Below are 17517 nucleotides of genomic sequence, written 5' to 3'. Positions count from 1 at the left end.
AGATCCATCTCATGACGTCCATCGGTTTGGGAATGCCCGCGCCCCCGGCGCCGACCCTGGCACCGCGACGCAAGACCCGCCAGCTCGACGTGGGTGGTGTCGGCGTCGGCAGCGAACACCCGATCGCGGTGCAGTCCATGTGCACCACCAAGACGCACGACGTCAATGCGACGCTGCAGCAGATCGCAGAGCTCACCGCGTCGGGCTGCGACATCGTGCGGGTGGCCTGCCCCCGGCAGGAGGATGCCGATGCGCTCGCCGAGATCGCCCGGCACAGCCAGATCCCGGTGATCGCCGACATCCACTTCCAGCCCAAGTACATCTTCGCCGCGATCGACGCCGGCTGCGCGGCCGTGCGGGTCAACCCCGGCAACATCAAGGAGTTCGACGGCCGGGTCAAAGAGGTGGCCAAGGCCGCCGGTGACGCGGGTATCCCGATCCGGATCGGCGTCAACGCCGGCTCACTGGATCCACGGTTGATGCAGAAGTACGGCAAGGCCACCCCCGAGGCGCTGGTCGAATCCGCGCTGTGGGAGGCGTCGCTGTTCGAGGAGCACGGCTACGGCGACATCAAGATCAGCGTCAAGCACAACGATCCGGTGATCATGGTCGAGGCATACCGCCAACTGGCCGCCCAGTGCGACTATCCGCTTCACCTCGGTGTCACCGAAGCCGGACCGGCGTTTCAGGGCACGATCAAGTCCGCGGTGGCGTTCGGCGCATTGCTGTCGCAGGGCATCGGCGACACCATCCGGGTCTCCCTGTCGGCGCCGCCGGCCGAAGAGGTCAAGGTCGGCAATCAGATCCTGGAGTCGCTGAACCTGCGCCCGCGTGGCCTGGAGATCGTGTCCTGCCCGTCATGCGGACGGGCTCAGGTCGACGTATACACGCTGGCCAACGCGGTCAGTGCGGGCCTCGACGGGCTCGACGTCCCGCTGCGGGTGGCCGTCATGGGCTGTGTGGTCAACGGTCCGGGTGAGGCGCGGGAGGCTGATCTCGGGGTTGCCTCGGGCAACGGTAAAGGCCAGATCTTCGTCAAGGGTGAGGTCATCAAGACCGTGCCCGAGGCGCAGATCGTCGAGACTCTGATCGAAGAGGCCATGCGCCTGGCCGCCGAGATGGGAACCGAAGCGGGTTCAGATGATGCCAGCGGTTCGCCAGTGGTGACCGTAAGCTGATAGGGACCCTGTGAGCGGGGTCACCCAGCCTTGGCTTGAGCAGAGGGATTCGCCAATGTCGGCACCGCCGCTGTTCCGACTCGTCGACGAGCGACGGGTTTCCGTGGTGCGTGACGCCACCCCCTGTCTGCAGGTGTTCGACGAGGACCCGGTGGGGTCGTGCATGGTTGCCGCGCGCGTCGCAGAGTTCGGTGTCGAACACGGTGCGATCGGCGGGGAACTCTGGACGCGACGCGGTGTCACCGAGTCGCTGTGCTACGCCGGGCCCAATCTGATCCCGCTGCGCGGTGACACCGAAGATCTCAAGGCATTCTCGGACAAGGCGATGAGCTCCGCGCGGCGCTGCTCGTCGGTGGTCGGCCGTGCCGAACTCGTGTTGCCGATGTGGCGGCGGCTGGAAACGGTGTGGGGTACCGCCCGTGACGTCCGCGAGCAGCAGCCTCTGATGGCGCTGAACTCGATGCCGGAGTGTCCGATCGACCCGGCCGTCCGCCCGGTGCGGATGGACGAGCTCGACACCTACCTGGTTGCGGCGATCGACATGTTCATCGGAGAGGTGGGGGTCGATCCACGCCTCGGTGACGGCGGCACCGGTTACCGGCGTCGGATTGCCGGCCTGATCGCCGCGGGACGGGCGTGGGCCCGGTTCGAGCACGGCGAGGTGGTGTTCAAGGCCGAGGTCGGGTCGCAGTCACCCACGGTCGGCCAGATCCAGGGGGTGTGGGTGCATCCGGAGTGGCGTGGCCGCGGGCTGGGCGTCTCGGGGACAGCGGCGATGGCAGCCGCCGTGGTGGCCTCGGGCCGGATCGCGAGCCTGTACGTCAACAGCTACAACACGGTGGCCCGGGCAACGTACGCGCGCATCGGATTCGAGCAAGTCGGCACGTTCGCCACCATTTTGCTGGACTGACAACCGGTCGGTCTCGCCACAGTCTCGGTTCGGTATCGGTGCGCCTCCAACGAAATCGGCGTCCACGTTTCTAACATCAGCCTCAATGGCAACTCAAACATCATCAGTCACACGGACCACAGGCTTGTTGATGGTCATCGCGGTCGCCGGGGCAACGGCGCTCAGCGCCTGCACCCCGCGGCCTGACGGCCCCGAGTCCGCCGCCGAACAGTTCTTCGCGGCACTGGCTACCGGTGACACCGCCGCCGCCGCGGCGCTGGCCGACCGGCCCGACGAGGCCAAGACCGCCCTCAGTGAAGCGTGGAGCGGTGTGCAGGCCACCCGACTGGACGCGCAGATCCTGGGTTCGAAGTACACCGGGGACACCGGCAGCGTCGCCTACCGCTACACCTGGCACCTGCCGAAGAACCGCACCTGGACCTACGACGGGCAGCTCAACCTGATCCGTGAGGAGGGCCGCTGGGAAGTGCGCTGGAGTGCGACCGGGCTGCACCCGAAACTGGGCGAGCACCAGACATTCGCGTTGCGGGCCGACGCACCGCGACGGGCATCGGTCAACGAGCGTGGCGGTACCGATGTGCTGGTGCCCGGCTACATCTATGCGTACGGACTGGATGCCAGGGCAGCCGGTTCCGCGTTGATGCCGACGGCCCGGGCGGTCGCCGACACACTGCGGGGCTTCGACCCCGCCCTGGGGGACCCCCAGCGACTCGCCGAGCAGGCCAGCTCATCGGCACAGCCGATGAGCCTGATCACGTTGCGCCAATCCGACAACGACCGGATCGCGCCCGCCATCGGCCGGCTGCCCGGCGTCGTCATCACCCCGCAGCCTGAAATGTTGCCCACCGACGAGACTTTCGCCCCCGCGATCGTCAACGAGGTCAAGAATTCAGTGGCCGGCCAACTCGACGGGCAGCCGGGCTGGCGGGTGGTCAGCGTCAACCAGAACGGCGTCGACGTCGAAGTGCTCAACGAGGTGGCAGGCGATCCGGCACCGTCGATCACCATCAGCCTGGACCGCGCCGTGCAGGACGCCGCACAGAACGCGGTCAACACCACGGGCAAGCAGGCGATGATCGTCGCGCTCAAACCGTCCACCGGCGAGATCCTGGCGGTCGCGCAGAACGCGGCTGCCGACGCCGCCGGACCGCTCGCGACCATGGGGCAGTTTCCCCCAGGATCGACCTTCAAGATGGTCACCGCCGGGGCGGCCATCGAGCGTGACATGGCAACGCCCAACACTCTTTTGGGTTGCCCGGGCACCCTGGACATCGGGCACCGGACCGTCACCAACTACGACGCATTCGACCTGGGCGCGGTGCCGATGTCGCGAGCGTTCGCCAATTCGTGCAACACCACGTTCGGTGAGCTCGCCAGCCGGATGCCCCCGCGTGGCCTCACCCAGGCTGCCGCACGCTATGGCATCGGCACCGATTACCAGGTGGACGGCATCACCACGCTGACCGGCTCGGTGCCGCCGACTGTGGACCTGGCCGAGCGCACCGAGGACGGTTTCGGGCAGGGCAAGGTGCTGGTCAGCCCGTTCGGCATGGCGCTGGCGGCCGCGACGGTCGCAGCGGGCCGGACGCCGGTGCCTCGACTCATCGAAGGACGCCAGACCATGGTCGACGGTGCGGGCGCACCGATCACCCCCAAGATGGTGGACGGACTGCGGCCGATGATGCGGCTGGTGGTGACAAACGGCACGGCCAAGGATCTCAACGGGCTCGGCGATGTACGGGGGAAGACCGGTGAGGCCGAGTTCATGGGCGGCTCGCATTCCTGGTTCGCCGGTTATCGCGGGGACATGGCATTTGCGGCGCTGATCGTGGGCGGCGGCAGTTCGGAGTACGCGGTGCGGATGTGCAAGACCATGTTCGACGGCCTACCCCCGGCCTACCTGGCCTGAACGGCGGTACCGTTGAACCTGCCATGACAGGGATCAATGAACAATCCGTGGACCTGCGCGTCTCCGATGCCGATCGCAACGGGACGATGCGTCGGCTGCACAACGCGGTTGCACTCGGCCTGATTGATATCGCTGAGTTCGAGGAGCGTTCGGCAATGGTGTCGCTGGCCCGGCTGCATTCGGACCTGGATGCGTTGGTGGGGGACCTGCCCGGGCCTGGTGCGATCGTCACCACCGCCACCGACCGCGTCGAGTTGCGTGGTGTGCTCGGTTCGCTGAAACGCCAGGGTGAATGGACGGTGCCGACCCGGCTTGCACTGGTGCGCCGGATGGGTTCGGTCGAGCTGGACCTGACCCGGGCTCGGTTCGCCGGTCCGATGGTGGTCATCGAGCTGGACATGAAATTCGGATCGCTGGAGATCAGGCTGCCCGAAGGGGCCAGCGCCTCGATCGACGATGTCGAGGTGATCGTGGGCAGCGCCGACGATCACCGCCGTGACGCACCCGCCGACGGCGCCCCGCACATCATCCTCACCGGCAAGGTGGTGTGCGGTTCGGTCGATATCCGTGGGCCGCGCCGCAACTGGAAGCTGACGCTGCGCCGGTCCTGAACTGCAGCGTTGCTCAACGCGGCTCGAGCACCGCGAACGTCAGCGTCGCCCGAGCCGCGAGCCGGTCCCGGTCGATGTCGGTGACATCGACCGACGTCACGATGAGCCTTCTTCCGGCCCGCACCACCTTCGCCTCCGCGCGGGCAGTGCCCATGATCGGGGCCAGGAAGTGGATATTGAGGTCGGCGGTCGTCACGTCGTAGCCCACACCGCTGGCATTGCCGGCCAGCATGCCCGCCGCGATATCGATCAGGGTGGCCACCAACCCGCCTTGCAGGGCGCCGCGGACGTTGGCGAGGTCGGGCCGGTTGTCCATTTCCAGCACCAGCCGGTCAGCGCTCGACTCCACCTCGCGGTAGTCCAGCAGTTGCAGCACATGAGCGGTTTCGGTCATCGCCGGCCCTCCATCATCCCCGTACGGTAACACCATTACCGGTTCCCGAGAGGGGCGCTCTCCTGTGGTGTCACCGCGACAGGCGTCGCCGCCGGGCCGACGATTAAGCTGTCCACATGCCAGTTCGTACCGCCTTGCGCCCCGGCGTCCAGTCACCGACCCTGCCGGTTCCCAAGTCGATCCCGCGACCGGAGTACGCGTGGAAGTCGACCGTGCAGGAGGGGAGCGAGCCCTGGGTGCAGACGCCCGAGGTGATCGAGAAGATGCGCGTGGCGGGACGGATCGCGGCGGCCGCCCTGGCCGAGGCCGGCAAGGCCGTGGCGCCCGGGGTCACCACCGATGAGCTGGACCGCATCGCTCACGACTACATGATCGATCACGGTGCCTATCCGTCGACCTTGGGCTACAAGTCATTTCCCAAATCCTGTTGCACCTCGCTGAATGAGGTGATTTGCCACGGTATCCCGGACTCGACCGTGATCGAGGACGGTGACATCGTCAACATCGACGTGACCGCCTACATCAACGGCGTACACGGTGATACCAACGCCACCTTTCTCGCCGGCGACGTCTCCGAGGAACACCGGTTGCTCGTCGAGCGCACCCACGAGGCGACCATGCGCGCCATCAAGGCGGTCAAGCCGGGGCGTGCCCTGTCGATCGTCGGCCGGGTGATCGAGGCCTACGCAAACCGCTTCGGCTACAACGTTGTTCGCGATTTCACCGGGCACGGCATCGGCACGACGTTCCACAACGGGCTGGTGGTACTGCACTACGATCAACCTGCTGTCGAGACCGTCCTGGAACCGGGCATGACCTTCACCATCGAACCGATGATCAACCTCGGGTCGCTGGACTACGAGATCTGGGGCGATGACTGGACCGTGGTGACCAAGGACGGCAAGTGGACCGCACAGTTCGAGCACACCCTGGTGGTCACCGAGGACGGCGCCGAGATCCTGACCCTGCCGTGAATCACGCACCGTGAGCGGCGCGCTGCTCGTCGCCGGCACGACCTCCGATGCCGGCAAGTCGATGGTCGTGGCGGGCCTGTGCCGGTTGTTGGCCCGCACGGGTGTGTCCGTGGCGCCGTTCAAGGCGCAGAACATGTCGAACAACTCGGCGGTCACCGTCGACGGCGGCGAGATCGGCCGCGCTCAGGCCATGCAGGCCAGGGCGTCAGGGCTGGCACCCAGCATCCGGTTCAACCCCATCCTGCTCAAGCCCGGCGGGGACCGGACCTCGCAGTTGGTGATCCGCGGCCAGGTGGCCGGAACGGTTGCCGCGGGCGACTACTTCACCCACCGGGACCGGCTCGCCGCGGTCGTCGCCGATGAATTGGCAACGCTTCGATCCGAATTCGACGTGGTGATCTGTGAAGGGGCCGGGTCACCGGCCGAGATCAACCTGCGTGCCACCGACCTGGCCAACATGGGGCTGGCCCGCGCAGCAGATCTGCCGGTCATCGTGGTGGGGGACATCGACCGCGGCGGGCTGCTGGCCCACCTGCACGGCACCGTGGCCGTCCTGGCCCCCGAGGACCAGGCGCTCATCGCGGGATTCGTCGTCAACAAGTTCCGCGGCGACCCGTCCCTGCTGGAGCCGGGCCTGCGTCAGCTACTCGAGCTGACCGGCCGCCCCAACTACGGCGTGATCCCGTTCGATGACGGAATCTGGCTCGACACCGAGGATTCGGTGTCGGTCCGACCCGGCGGCCTGGTGGGCACACCGCAGCCACCCCGTGGGGCGCAGACGCTCACGGTCGCCGCCCTCAGGCTGCCGCGTATCTCCAACTCGACCGACATCGAGGCCCTGGCCTGCGAACCAGGCGTTGTGGTGCGCTGGGTCGCCGATGCCGCCGACCTGGCCGGCGTCGACCTTGTGGTGATCCCCGGCAGCAAGGCCACCGTCAGCGACCTGGCGTGGCTGCGTCAACGCGGTCTGGCCGCGGCCATTCTCGATCACGCCGCCCAGGGACGGCCGGTGCTCGGGGTGTGCGGCGGGTTCCAGATGTTGTGCCGCCGCATCGACGACGCCGTCGAGGCCGGAGCGGCCGGAGGGGCATCCGTCGAGGGGCTCGGTCTGCTCGACGCCGACATCGAATTCGCCCCCGACAAAACTCTGCGGCACTGGGAAAACCCCTTGTGGGGCTATGAGATTCATCATGGGCAGGTGACCCGTACGGCGGCCGATGACTGGCTCGGCGTCGGGTTGCGCTGCGGGGCGGTCTACGGCACGCACTGGCACGGCCTGCTCGACAATGACCATGTGCGCCGTGCCTGGCTCACCGAGATCGCCGCCGACGCCGGTCGCGTCGGGTTCGTGGTCGCCGACGACATCGACGTGCAAGGCCGGCGGGACGCCCAGCTGGACCTCATGGCCGACCTGTTGGCCGCGCATCTCGACATCGCGGCCGTGATGGACTTGGTGCAGCATGGACCGCCGCCGCGGCCCGCCATGACCACCGCGCTCGTAGGACCACCCCGGTAACCTGGACAGATGAGTCGGCGCCATCGGCTGGTGGCAGGTTTGGTCGGGCTGGTCGCCCTGGTGACGGTGTCCGGCTGCTCGCCCGTGGTCGCCGGGTCGCCCACGTGGCCCGGCGCCATCCTGGAGCAGGTGTTGCTGACGGCCGCCGACTTCCCGCCCGGCGTCCAGTTCGACCGGGTGTCCGCCGACGGTTCCGGTCCGGGCGGATCGGGTGGGCCGGCTCCGATGCTGTCCACCCCGGCCGGATGCAGTGACGGGCTGACGCGGGTGATCGCCGAATCCGCCGAGCGCGGTCCCGGTAGTGCCGCGCAGTTCATTGCCGCCTACGACGGGGCACGCATGGTGCTGACCGTGATGACCGCGCCGTTGCCGCTGGACCGTCTGGCAGCCACCGCGCAGCGCTGTGCGCAGTTCTCGACCTACTTCGATCCGTCGGACCAGGGCATCCCGATGACCACCACCAAGCTGGCCACGCCGCGTACGTCGGCCTTGGCCTATCAACAGACCATGCGTCTGGGCGGTGTTGAGCACAGCATCTTCTTCGCCTTCGAAAACGTCGGCAACTGGGCGGTTTTCGGCATCGCATTCCCGACCCAGAATCCTTCGATCGTCGCCAAAGGTGCATTGCCGCAGACATTTCTGGACGTTTTCGGGATTCAGGCCCGGCGCCTGGATGCGCGCTGACGTAGGCGTCAGGACAATGGTGATTCCGGCCCGCGCATCGCTACTGGACGGGTAGTTTGTCCGAATGCTTACCACCGTCGCCACGATCGACGGATTCACCACACCCGTCGACGTCTCGGGACCCGAGAAGGGTTCCACCGTGGTGGTGCTGAGCGCGGGCCATCACGGTCCGGCCGCCTACGAACAGATCTGCCGACGGTTGCACACCGCGTCATTGCGCACGGTGATCATCGGTCCCGATCCGCGCCTGACCGCCAAGTCCGTGGTCGGCATTCTCGATTCGCTCGACATCAAATGGGCGCTGCTGGTCGGTGACCGGCTCGGCGGAGAACTCGCCTGGGAACTGGCCGCCACCCGGCTGGACAAGTTCATCGGCCTGGTCGTCGTGGATCGCGGCCACCCACGCGTCGCCGACTCCACCGGCGTGATTCGCGACGACGAATGCCCCCCGGTGGAGATGAACACCACCGTGCTGGTCAGCAACCCCGCCGCCCGGGCCGTGGCCAAGGCCAGCCAGCGCTACGTCTACGGTGACTTCCGCTTGGTGGAGATGCCGGGCCGGCGCAATGCCGGCGACTCGACCGCACAGCTGGCGGCCGAGATCGTGCTGCGCACCAGTAGTTGGTGACTGCGCTTCGTCCCGCTTCGCGCGAGCGCTCAGTCAGCCGCCGCGGTGTTGTCGGGTCGGCGGCCTGCCTTCGCGCGAGCGCTCAGTCAGCCGCCTCCGAAGGCTTCCAGGCTTGCGGCAACCCCGGCTGCTGCGGGAACAGGAAATCCACGAACGCCGCGGCGGTGGGCTGCGGCTCGTGATTCGCCAGCCCCGGGCGCTCGTTGGCTTCGATGAAGACGTAGTCACGGCCCGTCACATCGGGCACCAGCAGGTCGATTCCCGTCACCGGAATACCGAGCGCCTCGGCTGCGGTCACCGCGACCCGGCACAGTTCGGGGTTCACCTCCGCGGTGACGTCGTGAATTGTCCCGCCCTGATGCAGATTCGCCGTGCGCCGCACCCGCAGGCGCTCGCCCTCGGGCAGCACATCGTCCAATGACCAGCCGGCGTCGGCCACCGTGCCCATGGTGACGTCGTCCATCGGGATGCGCGATTCCCCGCCGGTGGCAGCCGCGCGGCGCCGCGACTGCGTGTCGATGAGCTCACGCACCGTGTGCTTTCCGGTGCCGACCACTTCGGCGGGCTTGCGAATCGCCGAAGCCACCACCTTGCCGTCGATCACCACCAACCGAAGATCGTCGCCGGCGGCGCGTTGCTCGATCAGCACCTCCGGGTACTGCTCGCGGGCCCGGTGCAGCGCGGCGTCGAGTTCTTCGCTGCCGTCCACCCCGACGGTGATGCCCTTGCCCTGCTCGCCACGGGTGGGCTTGACCACCACATCGCCGACCTCGGCCAGAAACTCGTGATCCTCGCTATCGAAGCTGGCCAGCCGGCCCCTGGGGACCGAAATACCGGCATCGGAGACGATCCGTCGGGTCTGGCGTTTGTCGTCGCAGCGGGCCATGGCCACCGCAGAAGTGAACTCCGAGAGCGACTCCCGGGTGATGACGCTGCGGCCACCGTGCGACAGACGCATCTCTCCGGCACCCGCATCGAGCACCTCGACCCGGATGCCCCGACGCATCGCCTCGTCGGCGATGATGCGGGCATACGGATTCAGATCGTCGACCGTCTCCGGCGGATGGGTGAACAACGGTTCGTTGATCGCGTTCTTGCGTTTGACCGCAAGCACCGGGACCCGCTGGAAACCCAGCTTCTCGTACAGTGCGATCGCGGCTGAATTGTCATGGGCCACCGAGAGGTCCAGGTAGGCCCGGGCCCGTTCGCGGAAGATCCCGGCCAGGGTCCGGGTCAGCGCGTCGCCGACACCGGGCAGGCCGGCCGCTGGATCCACCGCCAGGCTCCACAGGCTCGCCCCGCCCTCGGGGTCGGCGAACAACCGCTTGTGGTCGACGCCGGTGACCGTTCCCACCACCGCGCCGTCGTCGTCGCGCACCGCGACGAGGTAGACGACCGCCGGGGTCAGGGTGTGGTTGTGCCAGATGACGTCGACGGGTGCGGGGACCATTCCGCACCGGACGTACACGCGGTTCATCGCGTCGGCATCGGCCGGTGTCTGCAGCGTGCGCACGGTGAAGCCGACCGGCTCTACGCCATCCAGTTTGTCGGTGAACCGCAACCGGTAGGTGTGGCTCGGGTCGATGAACAGCTCCGCGGGGGAGCGGGCGATCAACACGTGCGATTCGCGGGCGTAGATACAGATGTCGCGGCGGCCCGGACCCTCCTGCTGCAGCACCTCTGCGAGCTGCTCGGGGTCGGCGAACGTCTGCCCGAAAATCAGTCGGCCCCATCCTAATTCGAGTACCACATCATTGGCCATGGCGTCGACGAGGTGCTGAGGTGAGACATCATGCAGGCTGAGCGTGATCGCCTCGGTGTGATCGGGCTCCCGCTCCGGGGCGGGGCGTCGTGGTCCGTGGCGGTCATGCCGAGGCTCCCGTCACGCCGTGGCGCTGCAGCCACAACTCGAGCAGTGCGATTTGCCATAACTCGTTGCCACGCAGAGGAGTCAGCCTGCCGTTCGGATCGGCCAACAGCCGGTCGACGGCCTCGGGACGAAACAGGCCGCGCTCCTTGGCCTCTGGCGCGTACAGCGCGTCGCGGACCAGATCCAGATACGGACCTTCGAGGTGAGTCAACGCCGGGACCGGGAAGTACCCTTTGGGCCGGTCGATCACCGCTGCCGGGACCACCCGGCGCGCAGCCTGTTTGAGCACACCCTTGCCCCCGTGAGCGATCTTGAGACCGGGCGGGCAGGTGGCGGCCAACTCGACGAGTTCGTGATCGAGGAATGGCACTCGGCCTTCCAGCCCCCACGCCATGGTCATGTTGTCGACCCGCTTGACCGGGTCATCGACCAACATCACCGTGGTGTCCAGGCGCAACGCCCGGTCCACCCCGGTCCCGGCGCCCGCCGCGGCGAAGTGATCGGTCACGAACGCGCCGCTGGGGTCCCCGTCAGCCAGGTAGCTCTCGCTGATCAGCGCGCTCACCCCGGTGCTGTCCCGGTCGAAGAACGCGCCCCGGTAGCTGGCCACCGAGCCGTCCAGGCCGGCCGCACCTGGCTCGGCCATCGGCGGATACCAGTGGTAACCGGCGAAGACTTCATCGGCACCCTGCCCGGACTGCACCACCTTGACGTGTTTGGACACTTCCTGGCTGAGCAGATAGAAGGCCACACAGTCATGGCTGACCATCGGTTCGCTCATCGCGCTGATCGCTCCGTCGAGGGCGGGCAGCATGCGGTCGGTGCCGATCCGGATCTGGTGGTGATCGGTTTCGAAGTGCTCGGCGATGATGTCGGAGTATTTGAACTCGTCTCCGGCCACCCCGCCCACCGACTCGAAACCGATGGAGAACGTGGACAGCCCGTGCTGGCCGGCCTCGGCGAGCAGGCCGACGATCAGAGAAGAATCGACCCCGCCGGACAGTAGACATCCGACGGGCACGTCGGCCACCAGGCGTCGCTCGACAGCGCGCCGCAGCGACTCCAGTACCGCGTCCTCCCAATCCTTTTCCGACCAGTCGGCCCGGTCGGAGTGCCGGGTGAAGTCCGGCGACCAGTAGACGGTGGTGTGCCGGCTGCCGTCGGGTTCGATCGCGACCACCGAAGCGGGCGGCACCTTCTTGATGCCCTGCAAGATCGTCAACGGGGGCGGTACCACCGAATGGAAGGTGAGGTAGTGGTGCAGTGCGATCGGGTCGATCCGGGTGTCGACCCCGCCGCCCGCCAGCAGTGCGGGCAGCGACGACGCGAACCGGATCCGGTGGCTGTCCTCGGTGATGTAGAGCGGCTTGATGCCCAGCCGATCGCGGCCCAGCAGCACCCGCCCGGTGTCGCGCTCCACGATCGCGAAGGCGAACATCCCCATCAGATGCTCGACGAACCGGTCGCCCCAGTGGTGATAGGCCTTGAGCAGCACCTCGGTGTCGCTGTGGGAGAAGAACCGGTAACCGTGCCCGGACAGTTCCCGGCGCAGCTCCTGGTAGTTGTAGATGCAGCCGTTCCAGCAAACGGTCAATCCGAGTTCGGGATCGACCATGGGCTGGGCGCCCGCTTCGGTCAGGTCAATGATTTTCAGGCGGCGGTGACCCAGCGCGACCCGGCCTTGCGACCACACACCGGCCGCATCCGGACCCCTGGGTGCCATCGCGTCTGCCATGGCCGACACCGCTGAAATATCCGGTGTCCGGCCATCGAGACGCACCTCCCCGGCGGCTCCACACATCAGTTCGACCCTACACAGGATCTGGCGGCGGCGTGTCACACGCGGTGTGTCGGGGGTGTGACCAGGAGCTGTCGGGGAGTGGCCCTATCCTCCTCACATGGGGCCTGGATTCGGCTTCGGCATAGCCCGTGACGAGCTGATTCGCGATTTCGGTGCGCAGTCGACCGTGCGCGGTGAACGCTATGCGGCCGAGGGCCGCGTCCGCGACGTCGAGTTCGATGCCGACGATCGGGTGCTGCGCGGACGGTGTGTGGGTTCGCATGGTCAGTTCTACGTCCTTGAGGTCGGCCTGTCGGCGGGCAGCCGGGCTGTCGTCGAGTGGGCGTTGTGCTCATGCCCCGTGGGGTCGTTCTGCAAACATGCGGTCGCCCTGGTGCTGACCGCCGCGCCGGCTGATGCGGCACATGAGCCGGTGGAGCGCTGGCGCTACCTGCTCGACAAGGTGCTCGACGAGGTCGCCGTCCCCGGCGGGGGCGGCAAACCGATCGCGCTGGAATTCTCCATCGGTGCACCGACCCGCTACCGCCCGGGGACGCTGCTGATGCTGCGCCCACTGACTCTCGGTAAACGGGGCACTTGGATCACCCGGGCATTGACCTGGCGTCGCCTCGCGGACCACCCCGATGCCGGCGAGTTCGATCGTGAGCAGTACCGGGCGGTGCGCGCGCTGGTGTCGGAGATGGTGCGGTACTCCGCGCCGCACAGCGGCGAAGGGATGATGCTCAACGGAATGCCCGCCACCCTGTGGCCGCGGCTCGACGAGGTGCTCGACGCCGGCGTGACCATCCTGGCCGACCCCGCAACGGGTATCCGTGCGGTCGAGTTGGCCAAGAACGTCCACCTCCGGTTGGACTTCGCCGCCGAGGGCGGTGGCGGTGCCGTGATGTCGGTGTCCCTGATCGTCGACGGGCAGGAACGCGACCCCGCCGGCGTCGGACTGATCGGGATGCCGGCGCCGCACGGGATGTTTCAGGTTGTCGACTCGGTGCTACGGCTGGGTGCCTTCGATCCGGTTCCCGGACGCACCATGGCCGAGCTTCTGGGCCATCACGAGCAGGTGCACATCCCGGTCGACATGGCGCGCGAACTTGCGGTCGACATCCTGCCCCGCCTGGCCAGCAGTGTGGACATGGAGGTCGCCGACGGTCTCTTCGTCCCACCGACCATCACCGGCCCGAAGCCCGCGCTGACCGTCAAGATCGTCGACGGCGGTGCACGGGCCTTCTGGAGCACCCGATATGAGGTCAACGATCAGCATCACGACTTCGACCCGCTGTCTTCGGCCGGGCTGATCGGGTATCGCGACCCGGCCGCGGAGGAGGAGCTCTGGCATCGGGTGCTGCCGGCGTTGCAGGTGGTCGCAGCGGCCGCGCAGGACTGGAAACGTCAAGCCACACAGCATGTCAACCGCCGCATTTCCACGACGCTCGACGCCGAGGCGGTCCACGAATTACGGGCCATCGTCAATGCCGTGAGCGCTGTGGACGCGGTCGCGGTCGCGTCCCAGCGCACTCTGCTGGGCGGGGTCACTCTCACCGCTGTGGAGGCCGCGGTGCTGTGTGACCAGACCCTGCCGCAACTGAGCTGTTACGCGGATCTGATCGTCGATGCCGATGGCCGGTATCGAGCTGCCGGTGCCGACCCGGTGCTGTCGTTCTCCGGAGACACCTCCGTTCCGGGTGACTGGTTCAACCTGAACGTCACGGTGAGCGTGGACGGCGAGACGGTGGCCCTGCCCGAGGTCATCCGCGAATTAGCTTCTGGCGCAACGCACATGATGCTGCCATCGGGTATCTACTTCCGGCTCGACACGCCGGAGCTGGTCCGGTTCAGAGCCCTGCTCGACGAGGCGCGTGCGCTCGGTGAGATCGACGGGGACCGGGTCAACGCCGCATCGCTCAACGTCACATTGTGGGACGAACTGCTGGAGCTCGGCGTTGTCGACGAGCAGCTCGCCCGGTGGCGGGCCAATCTGGGGCGCTTGGCCGCCGCGCGTCCGCCGGCGCCGATCGAACCGCCGGTGGGCCTCGACGCCGACCTACGCGACTACCAGCGGGACGGGCTGGACTGGCTCTCCTTCCTGTGGGACAACGGGATCGGCGGGGTCCTCGCCGACGACATGGGACTGGGCAAGACCGTGCAGACCCTGGCACTCATCGCGCGGGCCGTCAGCGGCGGGGCCGGGAAGTTTCTGGTGGTGGCGCCGACCAGCGTGGCGCGCAACTGGGTGGCCGAGTGCCGCAAGTTCGCCCCTGGTCTGAATGCGGTGGTGGTGACCTCGACCAATGCCCGGGCGGCCATCGGGTTGGCCGAACAGGTGGCCGCGGCCGACATCGTCGTCACCTCCTACACGCTGCTGCGCATGGACGTCGGCGCATACTCGCAAATCCCATGGGCCGGAATGGTTCTCGACGAGGCCCAGTTCGTCAAGAACCACCACAGCAAGACCCATCAGGCGGCCCGGCTGCTCGACGTGCCGTTCAAGTTGGCGATCACCGGCACACCCATGGAGAACAACCTGATGGAGTTGTGGTCGCTGCTGTCGATCACGGTGCCCGGTCTGTTCCCGTCACCCAAGGTGTTCGAGACGTATTTCCGTAAGCCGATCGAATCGGGTCAGGCCGACGACCTGCTCCCGGTGCTGCGCAGGCGGATCAAGCCGGTGCTGCTGCGCCGCACGAAGGGCCAGGTACTGACCGAGCTGCCCCCGAAGAGTGAGCAGGTGTTGACCATCGGGCTGAGCGCCAAGCATCGCAAGATCTACGACACGCGGCTGGCCCGGGAACGGCAGAAGGTGTTGGGACTGCTGGGGGACTGGGAGAAGAACCGGTTCCAGATCTTCCGGTCGCTGACCCTGCTGCGCCAGTTGAGCCTGCATCCGGGGTTGGTCGACGACTCCGCACGCTCGATCGGGTCGGCCAAGATCGACTTCCTGGTCGAGCAACTCGATCAGCTGGTGGCCGAGGGGCACAGTGCACTGGTGTTCAGCCAGTTCACCGGGTTTCTCGGCATCGTCCGCGCGCATCTGGATTCCGCGGGGACCGCCTACAGCTATCTCGACGGTTCGGTCGACTCCGATGGAAGAGCCAGGGCCATCGAGGAATTCGATGCCGGCAGCAAGCAGGTGTTCCTGATCAGCCTGAAGGCCGGTGGATTCGGGCTCAACCTCACCGCCGCCGACTACTGCTTTCTGTGTGACCCGTGGTGGAGCCCGGCCGCCGAGGCGCAGGCGGTCGACCGGGCCCACCGCATCGGGCAGGCCCGGCCGGTCACCGTCTACCGTCTGGTCGCGGAGAACACCATCGAGGAGAAAGTGGTTGCGTTGCAGGACCGCAAGCGGGCCCTGTTCGCCGCCGTGGTCGATGACGGCGATCTGTTCGGCTCGGCCGTCACCGCCTCCGATATCCGCGAACTGCTCGGCTGATCAACCGGAGACAGGTGTGGTGGAGGTGTCCACCTGTTTGATCGGACCGGTGAACCAGTGCTTCACCGACACGTGCCAGTAGAGGAACAGCAGCACCAGCACGCCGCCGACCAGCAGCGGCGTGTAGTTCACGAACTTCCACTCGAAGCTCGGATCCCACGGCATGCCGCCCAGCGAGGTCGGGAACATCGCGATGATCGAGGTCACGACGATTTCGATGATGGCCACCGGCGCCATCCACTTGTACTTGTCGCCCACGTTCCACCGGCCCTGTTCGAACGAGTCGCCGGCCTTCCTCCGGTAGTAGATCGGTACCGCGAAGCACAGGTACAGCCCGACCACGCCGATCGAGACCACCGCATAGAACGCCACCGGTGACGGCACGTCGACGCCGTTGACCGGAATCTTCACCGGCACGATGGCGGGCAGCGTGATGATCGCCGCGATCACCGCGGTGACGATGACGGCGTTGGCGGGCACGCGGCTGGCGCTGACCTTCGACCACAGCTGGTGGCCTGGGACCGCGCGGTCCCGGCTGAAGGCGAACAGCATGCGTGAGGCGCTGGTCTGGCAGGCGGTGGTGCAGAACAGCTGCCCCGCGGTGGCGATCAGCAGCACGACGCCGGCCCACTTCGATCCCAGGGCCTGGGTGAAGATCGTCGCCACCGCTCCACCGTTGGCGGACACCTCGTCGGAGTTCTGCACCGCAAACAGGAACGACAGCAACAGGATCCAGCCACCGATGGCCGAGTAGAAGATCGACTGCCAGATGCCCTTCGCGGCGGCGTTGGCTGCGCTCTTGGTCTCCTCGGACAGATGGGCCGAAGCGTCGTAGCCGGTGATCGTGTACTGCGTCAGGATTGCCGAGATCGGCAGGACGAACAGCAGGAAGCCCCACCCGGAGGTGGAGCCCGAGAAGATCCCGGAGTTGTTGATGGTCTTGGCGAAAACCTCGGAGGCGCTGGCGTGTTGATCGGGGAGCAGCCAGAGGATGGCGATCACCGCGGTGGCGCCCGCGACGTGCCACCAGACCGAGACGTTGTTGATGACGGCCAGCAGGTGTGACGAGAAGATGTTGATCACCGCCGAGACCGCCAGAATGATCAGGAACATGATGAACACCCGGGTCAGGCTGTAGCCGGCGAGCCAGGATTCGCTGAAGGTGCCCAGGGTGAGGTCCAGGAACGTCGCGCTGCCGTAGGACACCGACGCCAGGATCGCGACCAATCCGATCAGGTTGAGCCAGCCGGTATAGAAGCCGGCCTTGGGTCCGCCGAGTTTGGAGGCCCACCAATAGATTCCACCGGACGTGGGATATGCGGAGACGAGTTCGGCCAGGCAGAACCCGATGATCAGGATGAAACACGAGACGATCGGCCAGCCCCAGGCGATGGCGGCCGGGCCACCGTTGTTCCAACCTAGCCCGAACGAGGTGAAGCAACCCGCCAGGATCGAGATGATGGAGAACGAGATGGCGAAGTTGGAGAATCCCGACCAGGACCGCTGCAGTTCCTGGACGTAGCCGAGCTTGGCGAGATGTTCTTCGTCGTCGGTGAGGTGTTCGGTGAGTTCTTCGTGCCCCTCGGGCATGGCGGCTCCTCGTGTGCAGGGCGGTGGG

The 17517-nt window shown here is 67.0% G+C and carries 13 protein-coding genes; 9 read left to right on the top strand and 4 right to left on the bottom strand.

Annotated features, from left to right (window positions below):
• The first annotated feature begins 11 nt into the window (after positions 1-11).
• From ispG to G6N44_RS06940, 4 genes are all read left to right on the top strand, one after another.
• Positions 12-1178: a flavodoxin-dependent (E)-4-hydroxy-3-methylbut-2-enyl-diphosphate synthase gene (ispG, locus tag G6N44_RS06955; protein WP_163662355.1), complete on the top strand. Its 1167-nt coding sequence runs from the start codon at positions 12-14 to the stop codon at positions 1176-1178.
• A gap of 55 nt (positions 1179-1233) precedes the next feature.
• A complete protein-coding gene (locus tag G6N44_RS06950; RefSeq protein ID WP_163662353.1) occupies positions 1234-2088 on the top strand; it encodes a GNAT family N-acetyltransferase in 855 nt (284 codons plus the stop codon).
• Positions 2089-2173: 85 nt separating this feature from the next.
• A complete protein-coding gene (locus G6N44_RS06945) occupies positions 2174-3997 on the top strand; it encodes a penicillin-binding transpeptidase domain-containing protein (protein ID WP_163662351.1) in 1824 nt (607 codons plus the stop codon).
• 23 nt (positions 3998-4020) lie between these two features.
• Positions 4021-4608 (top strand): DUF1707 SHOCT-like domain-containing protein, encoded by a 588-nt coding sequence (locus tag G6N44_RS06940; protein WP_163662348.1) that lies wholly within the window; start codon positions 4021-4023, stop codon positions 4606-4608.
• Between the two features lie 13 nt (positions 4609-4621).
• Here the strand turns inward: G6N44_RS06940 and G6N44_RS06935 are convergent, their stop codons facing one another.
• Positions 4622-5002, bottom strand: a complete 381-nt coding sequence (locus G6N44_RS06935) for a PaaI family thioesterase (RefSeq protein WP_163662346.1) — start codon at positions 5000-5002, stop codon at positions 4622-4624.
• Between the two features lie 116 nt (positions 5003-5118).
• Between G6N44_RS06935 and map the strand changes: the two genes are divergently transcribed.
• From map to G6N44_RS06915, 4 genes are all read left to right on the top strand, one after another.
• Positions 5119-5976, top strand: coding sequence for a type I methionyl aminopeptidase (gene map, locus G6N44_RS06930; protein ID WP_163662344.1), 858 nt, complete (start codon positions 5119-5121; stop codon positions 5974-5976).
• Positions 5977-6037: 61 nt separating this feature from the next.
• Positions 6038-7492: a cobyric acid synthase gene (locus G6N44_RS06925; protein ID WP_235683054.1), complete on the top strand. Its 1455-nt coding sequence runs from the start codon at positions 6038-6040 to the stop codon at positions 7490-7492.
• Positions 7493-7501: 9 nt separating this feature from the next.
• Positions 7502-8176 (top strand): hypothetical protein, encoded by a 675-nt coding sequence (locus G6N44_RS06920; RefSeq protein WP_163662340.1) that lies wholly within the window; start codon positions 7502-7504, stop codon positions 8174-8176.
• A 64-nt stretch (positions 8177-8240) separates the two neighbouring features.
• On the top strand, positions 8241-8804 hold the full coding sequence (locus G6N44_RS06915; protein ID WP_163662338.1) for an alpha/beta fold hydrolase: 564 nt from the start codon (positions 8241-8243) through the stop codon (positions 8802-8804).
• An 82-nt stretch (positions 8805-8886) separates the two neighbouring features.
• Here the strand turns inward: G6N44_RS06915 and ngg are convergent, their stop codons facing one another.
• Positions 8887-10566 (bottom strand): N-acetylglutaminylglutamine synthetase, encoded by a 1680-nt coding sequence (ngg, locus tag G6N44_RS06910; RefSeq protein WP_235682967.1) that lies wholly within the window; start codon positions 10564-10566, stop codon positions 8887-8889.
• Between the two features lie 103 nt (positions 10567-10669).
• Positions 10670-12475 carry an N-acetylglutaminylglutamine amidotransferase gene (locus G6N44_RS06905; protein WP_163662335.1) on the bottom strand — a complete coding sequence of 602 codons (1806 nt, stop codon included), beginning with the start codon at positions 12473-12475 and terminating at the stop codon, positions 10670-10672.
• Between the two features lie 97 nt (positions 12476-12572).
• Here G6N44_RS06905 and G6N44_RS06900 point away from each other — a divergent pair, with 97 nt between their 5' ends.
• A complete protein-coding gene (locus G6N44_RS06900; RefSeq protein WP_163662333.1) occupies positions 12573-15899 on the top strand; it encodes a DEAD/DEAH box helicase in 3327 nt (1108 codons plus the stop codon).
• On the opposite strand, the gene G6N44_RS06895 is transcribed toward G6N44_RS06900, so the two are convergent.
• Entirely contained in the window at positions 15900-17489 is a 1590-nt protein-coding gene (locus G6N44_RS06895; protein ID WP_163662331.1) for an amino acid permease, read from the bottom strand.
• Positions 17490-17517: the final 28 nt, after the last annotated feature.

It is taken from the genome of Mycolicibacterium alvei, assembly GCF_010727325.1.
GTDB lineage: Bacteria > Actinomycetota > Actinomycetes > Mycobacteriales > Mycobacteriaceae > Mycobacterium > Mycobacterium alvei.
Note: the sequence above shows the minus strand (reverse complement) of the source record. Positions and strands in the feature narration are given on the sequence as shown.

Coding starts and splice junctions, on each gene's coding strand:
- ispG (WP_163662355.1), top strand. CDS start 12: ATGACGTCCATCGGTTTGGGAATGCCCGCGCCCCCGGCGCCGACCCTG.
- G6N44_RS06950 (WP_163662353.1), top strand. CDS start 1,234: ATGTCGGCACCGCCGCTGTTCCGACTCGTCGACGAGCGACGGGTTTCC.
- G6N44_RS06945 (WP_163662351.1), top strand. CDS start 2,174: ATGGCAACTCAAACATCATCAGTCACACGGACCACAGGCTTGTTGATG.
- G6N44_RS06940 (WP_163662348.1), top strand. CDS start 4,021: ATGACAGGGATCAATGAACAATCCGTGGACCTGCGCGTCTCCGATGCC.
- G6N44_RS06935 (WP_163662346.1), bottom strand. CDS start 5,002: ATGACCGAAACCGCTCATGTGCTGCAACTGCTGGACTACCGCGAGGTG.
- map (WP_163662344.1), top strand. CDS start 5,119: ATGCCAGTTCGTACCGCCTTGCGCCCCGGCGTCCAGTCACCGACCCTG.
- G6N44_RS06925 (WP_235683054.1), top strand. CDS start 6,038: ATGGTCGTGGCGGGCCTGTGCCGGTTGTTGGCCCGCACGGGTGTGTCC.
- G6N44_RS06920 (WP_163662340.1), top strand. CDS start 7,502: ATGAGTCGGCGCCATCGGCTGGTGGCAGGTTTGGTCGGGCTGGTCGCC.
- G6N44_RS06915 (WP_163662338.1), top strand. CDS start 8,241: ATGCTTACCACCGTCGCCACGATCGACGGATTCACCACACCCGTCGAC.
- ngg (WP_235682967.1), bottom strand. CDS start 10,566: ATGGCCAATGATGTGGTACTCGAATTAGGATGGGGCCGACTGATTTTC.
- G6N44_RS06905 (WP_163662335.1), bottom strand. CDS start 12,475: ATGTGTGGAGCCGCCGGGGAGGTGCGTCTCGATGGCCGGACACCGGAT.
- G6N44_RS06900 (WP_163662333.1), top strand. CDS start 12,573: ATGGGGCCTGGATTCGGCTTCGGCATAGCCCGTGACGAGCTGATTCGC.
- G6N44_RS06895 (WP_163662331.1), bottom strand. CDS start 17,489: ATGCCCGAGGGGCACGAAGAACTCACCGAACACCTCACCGACGACGAA.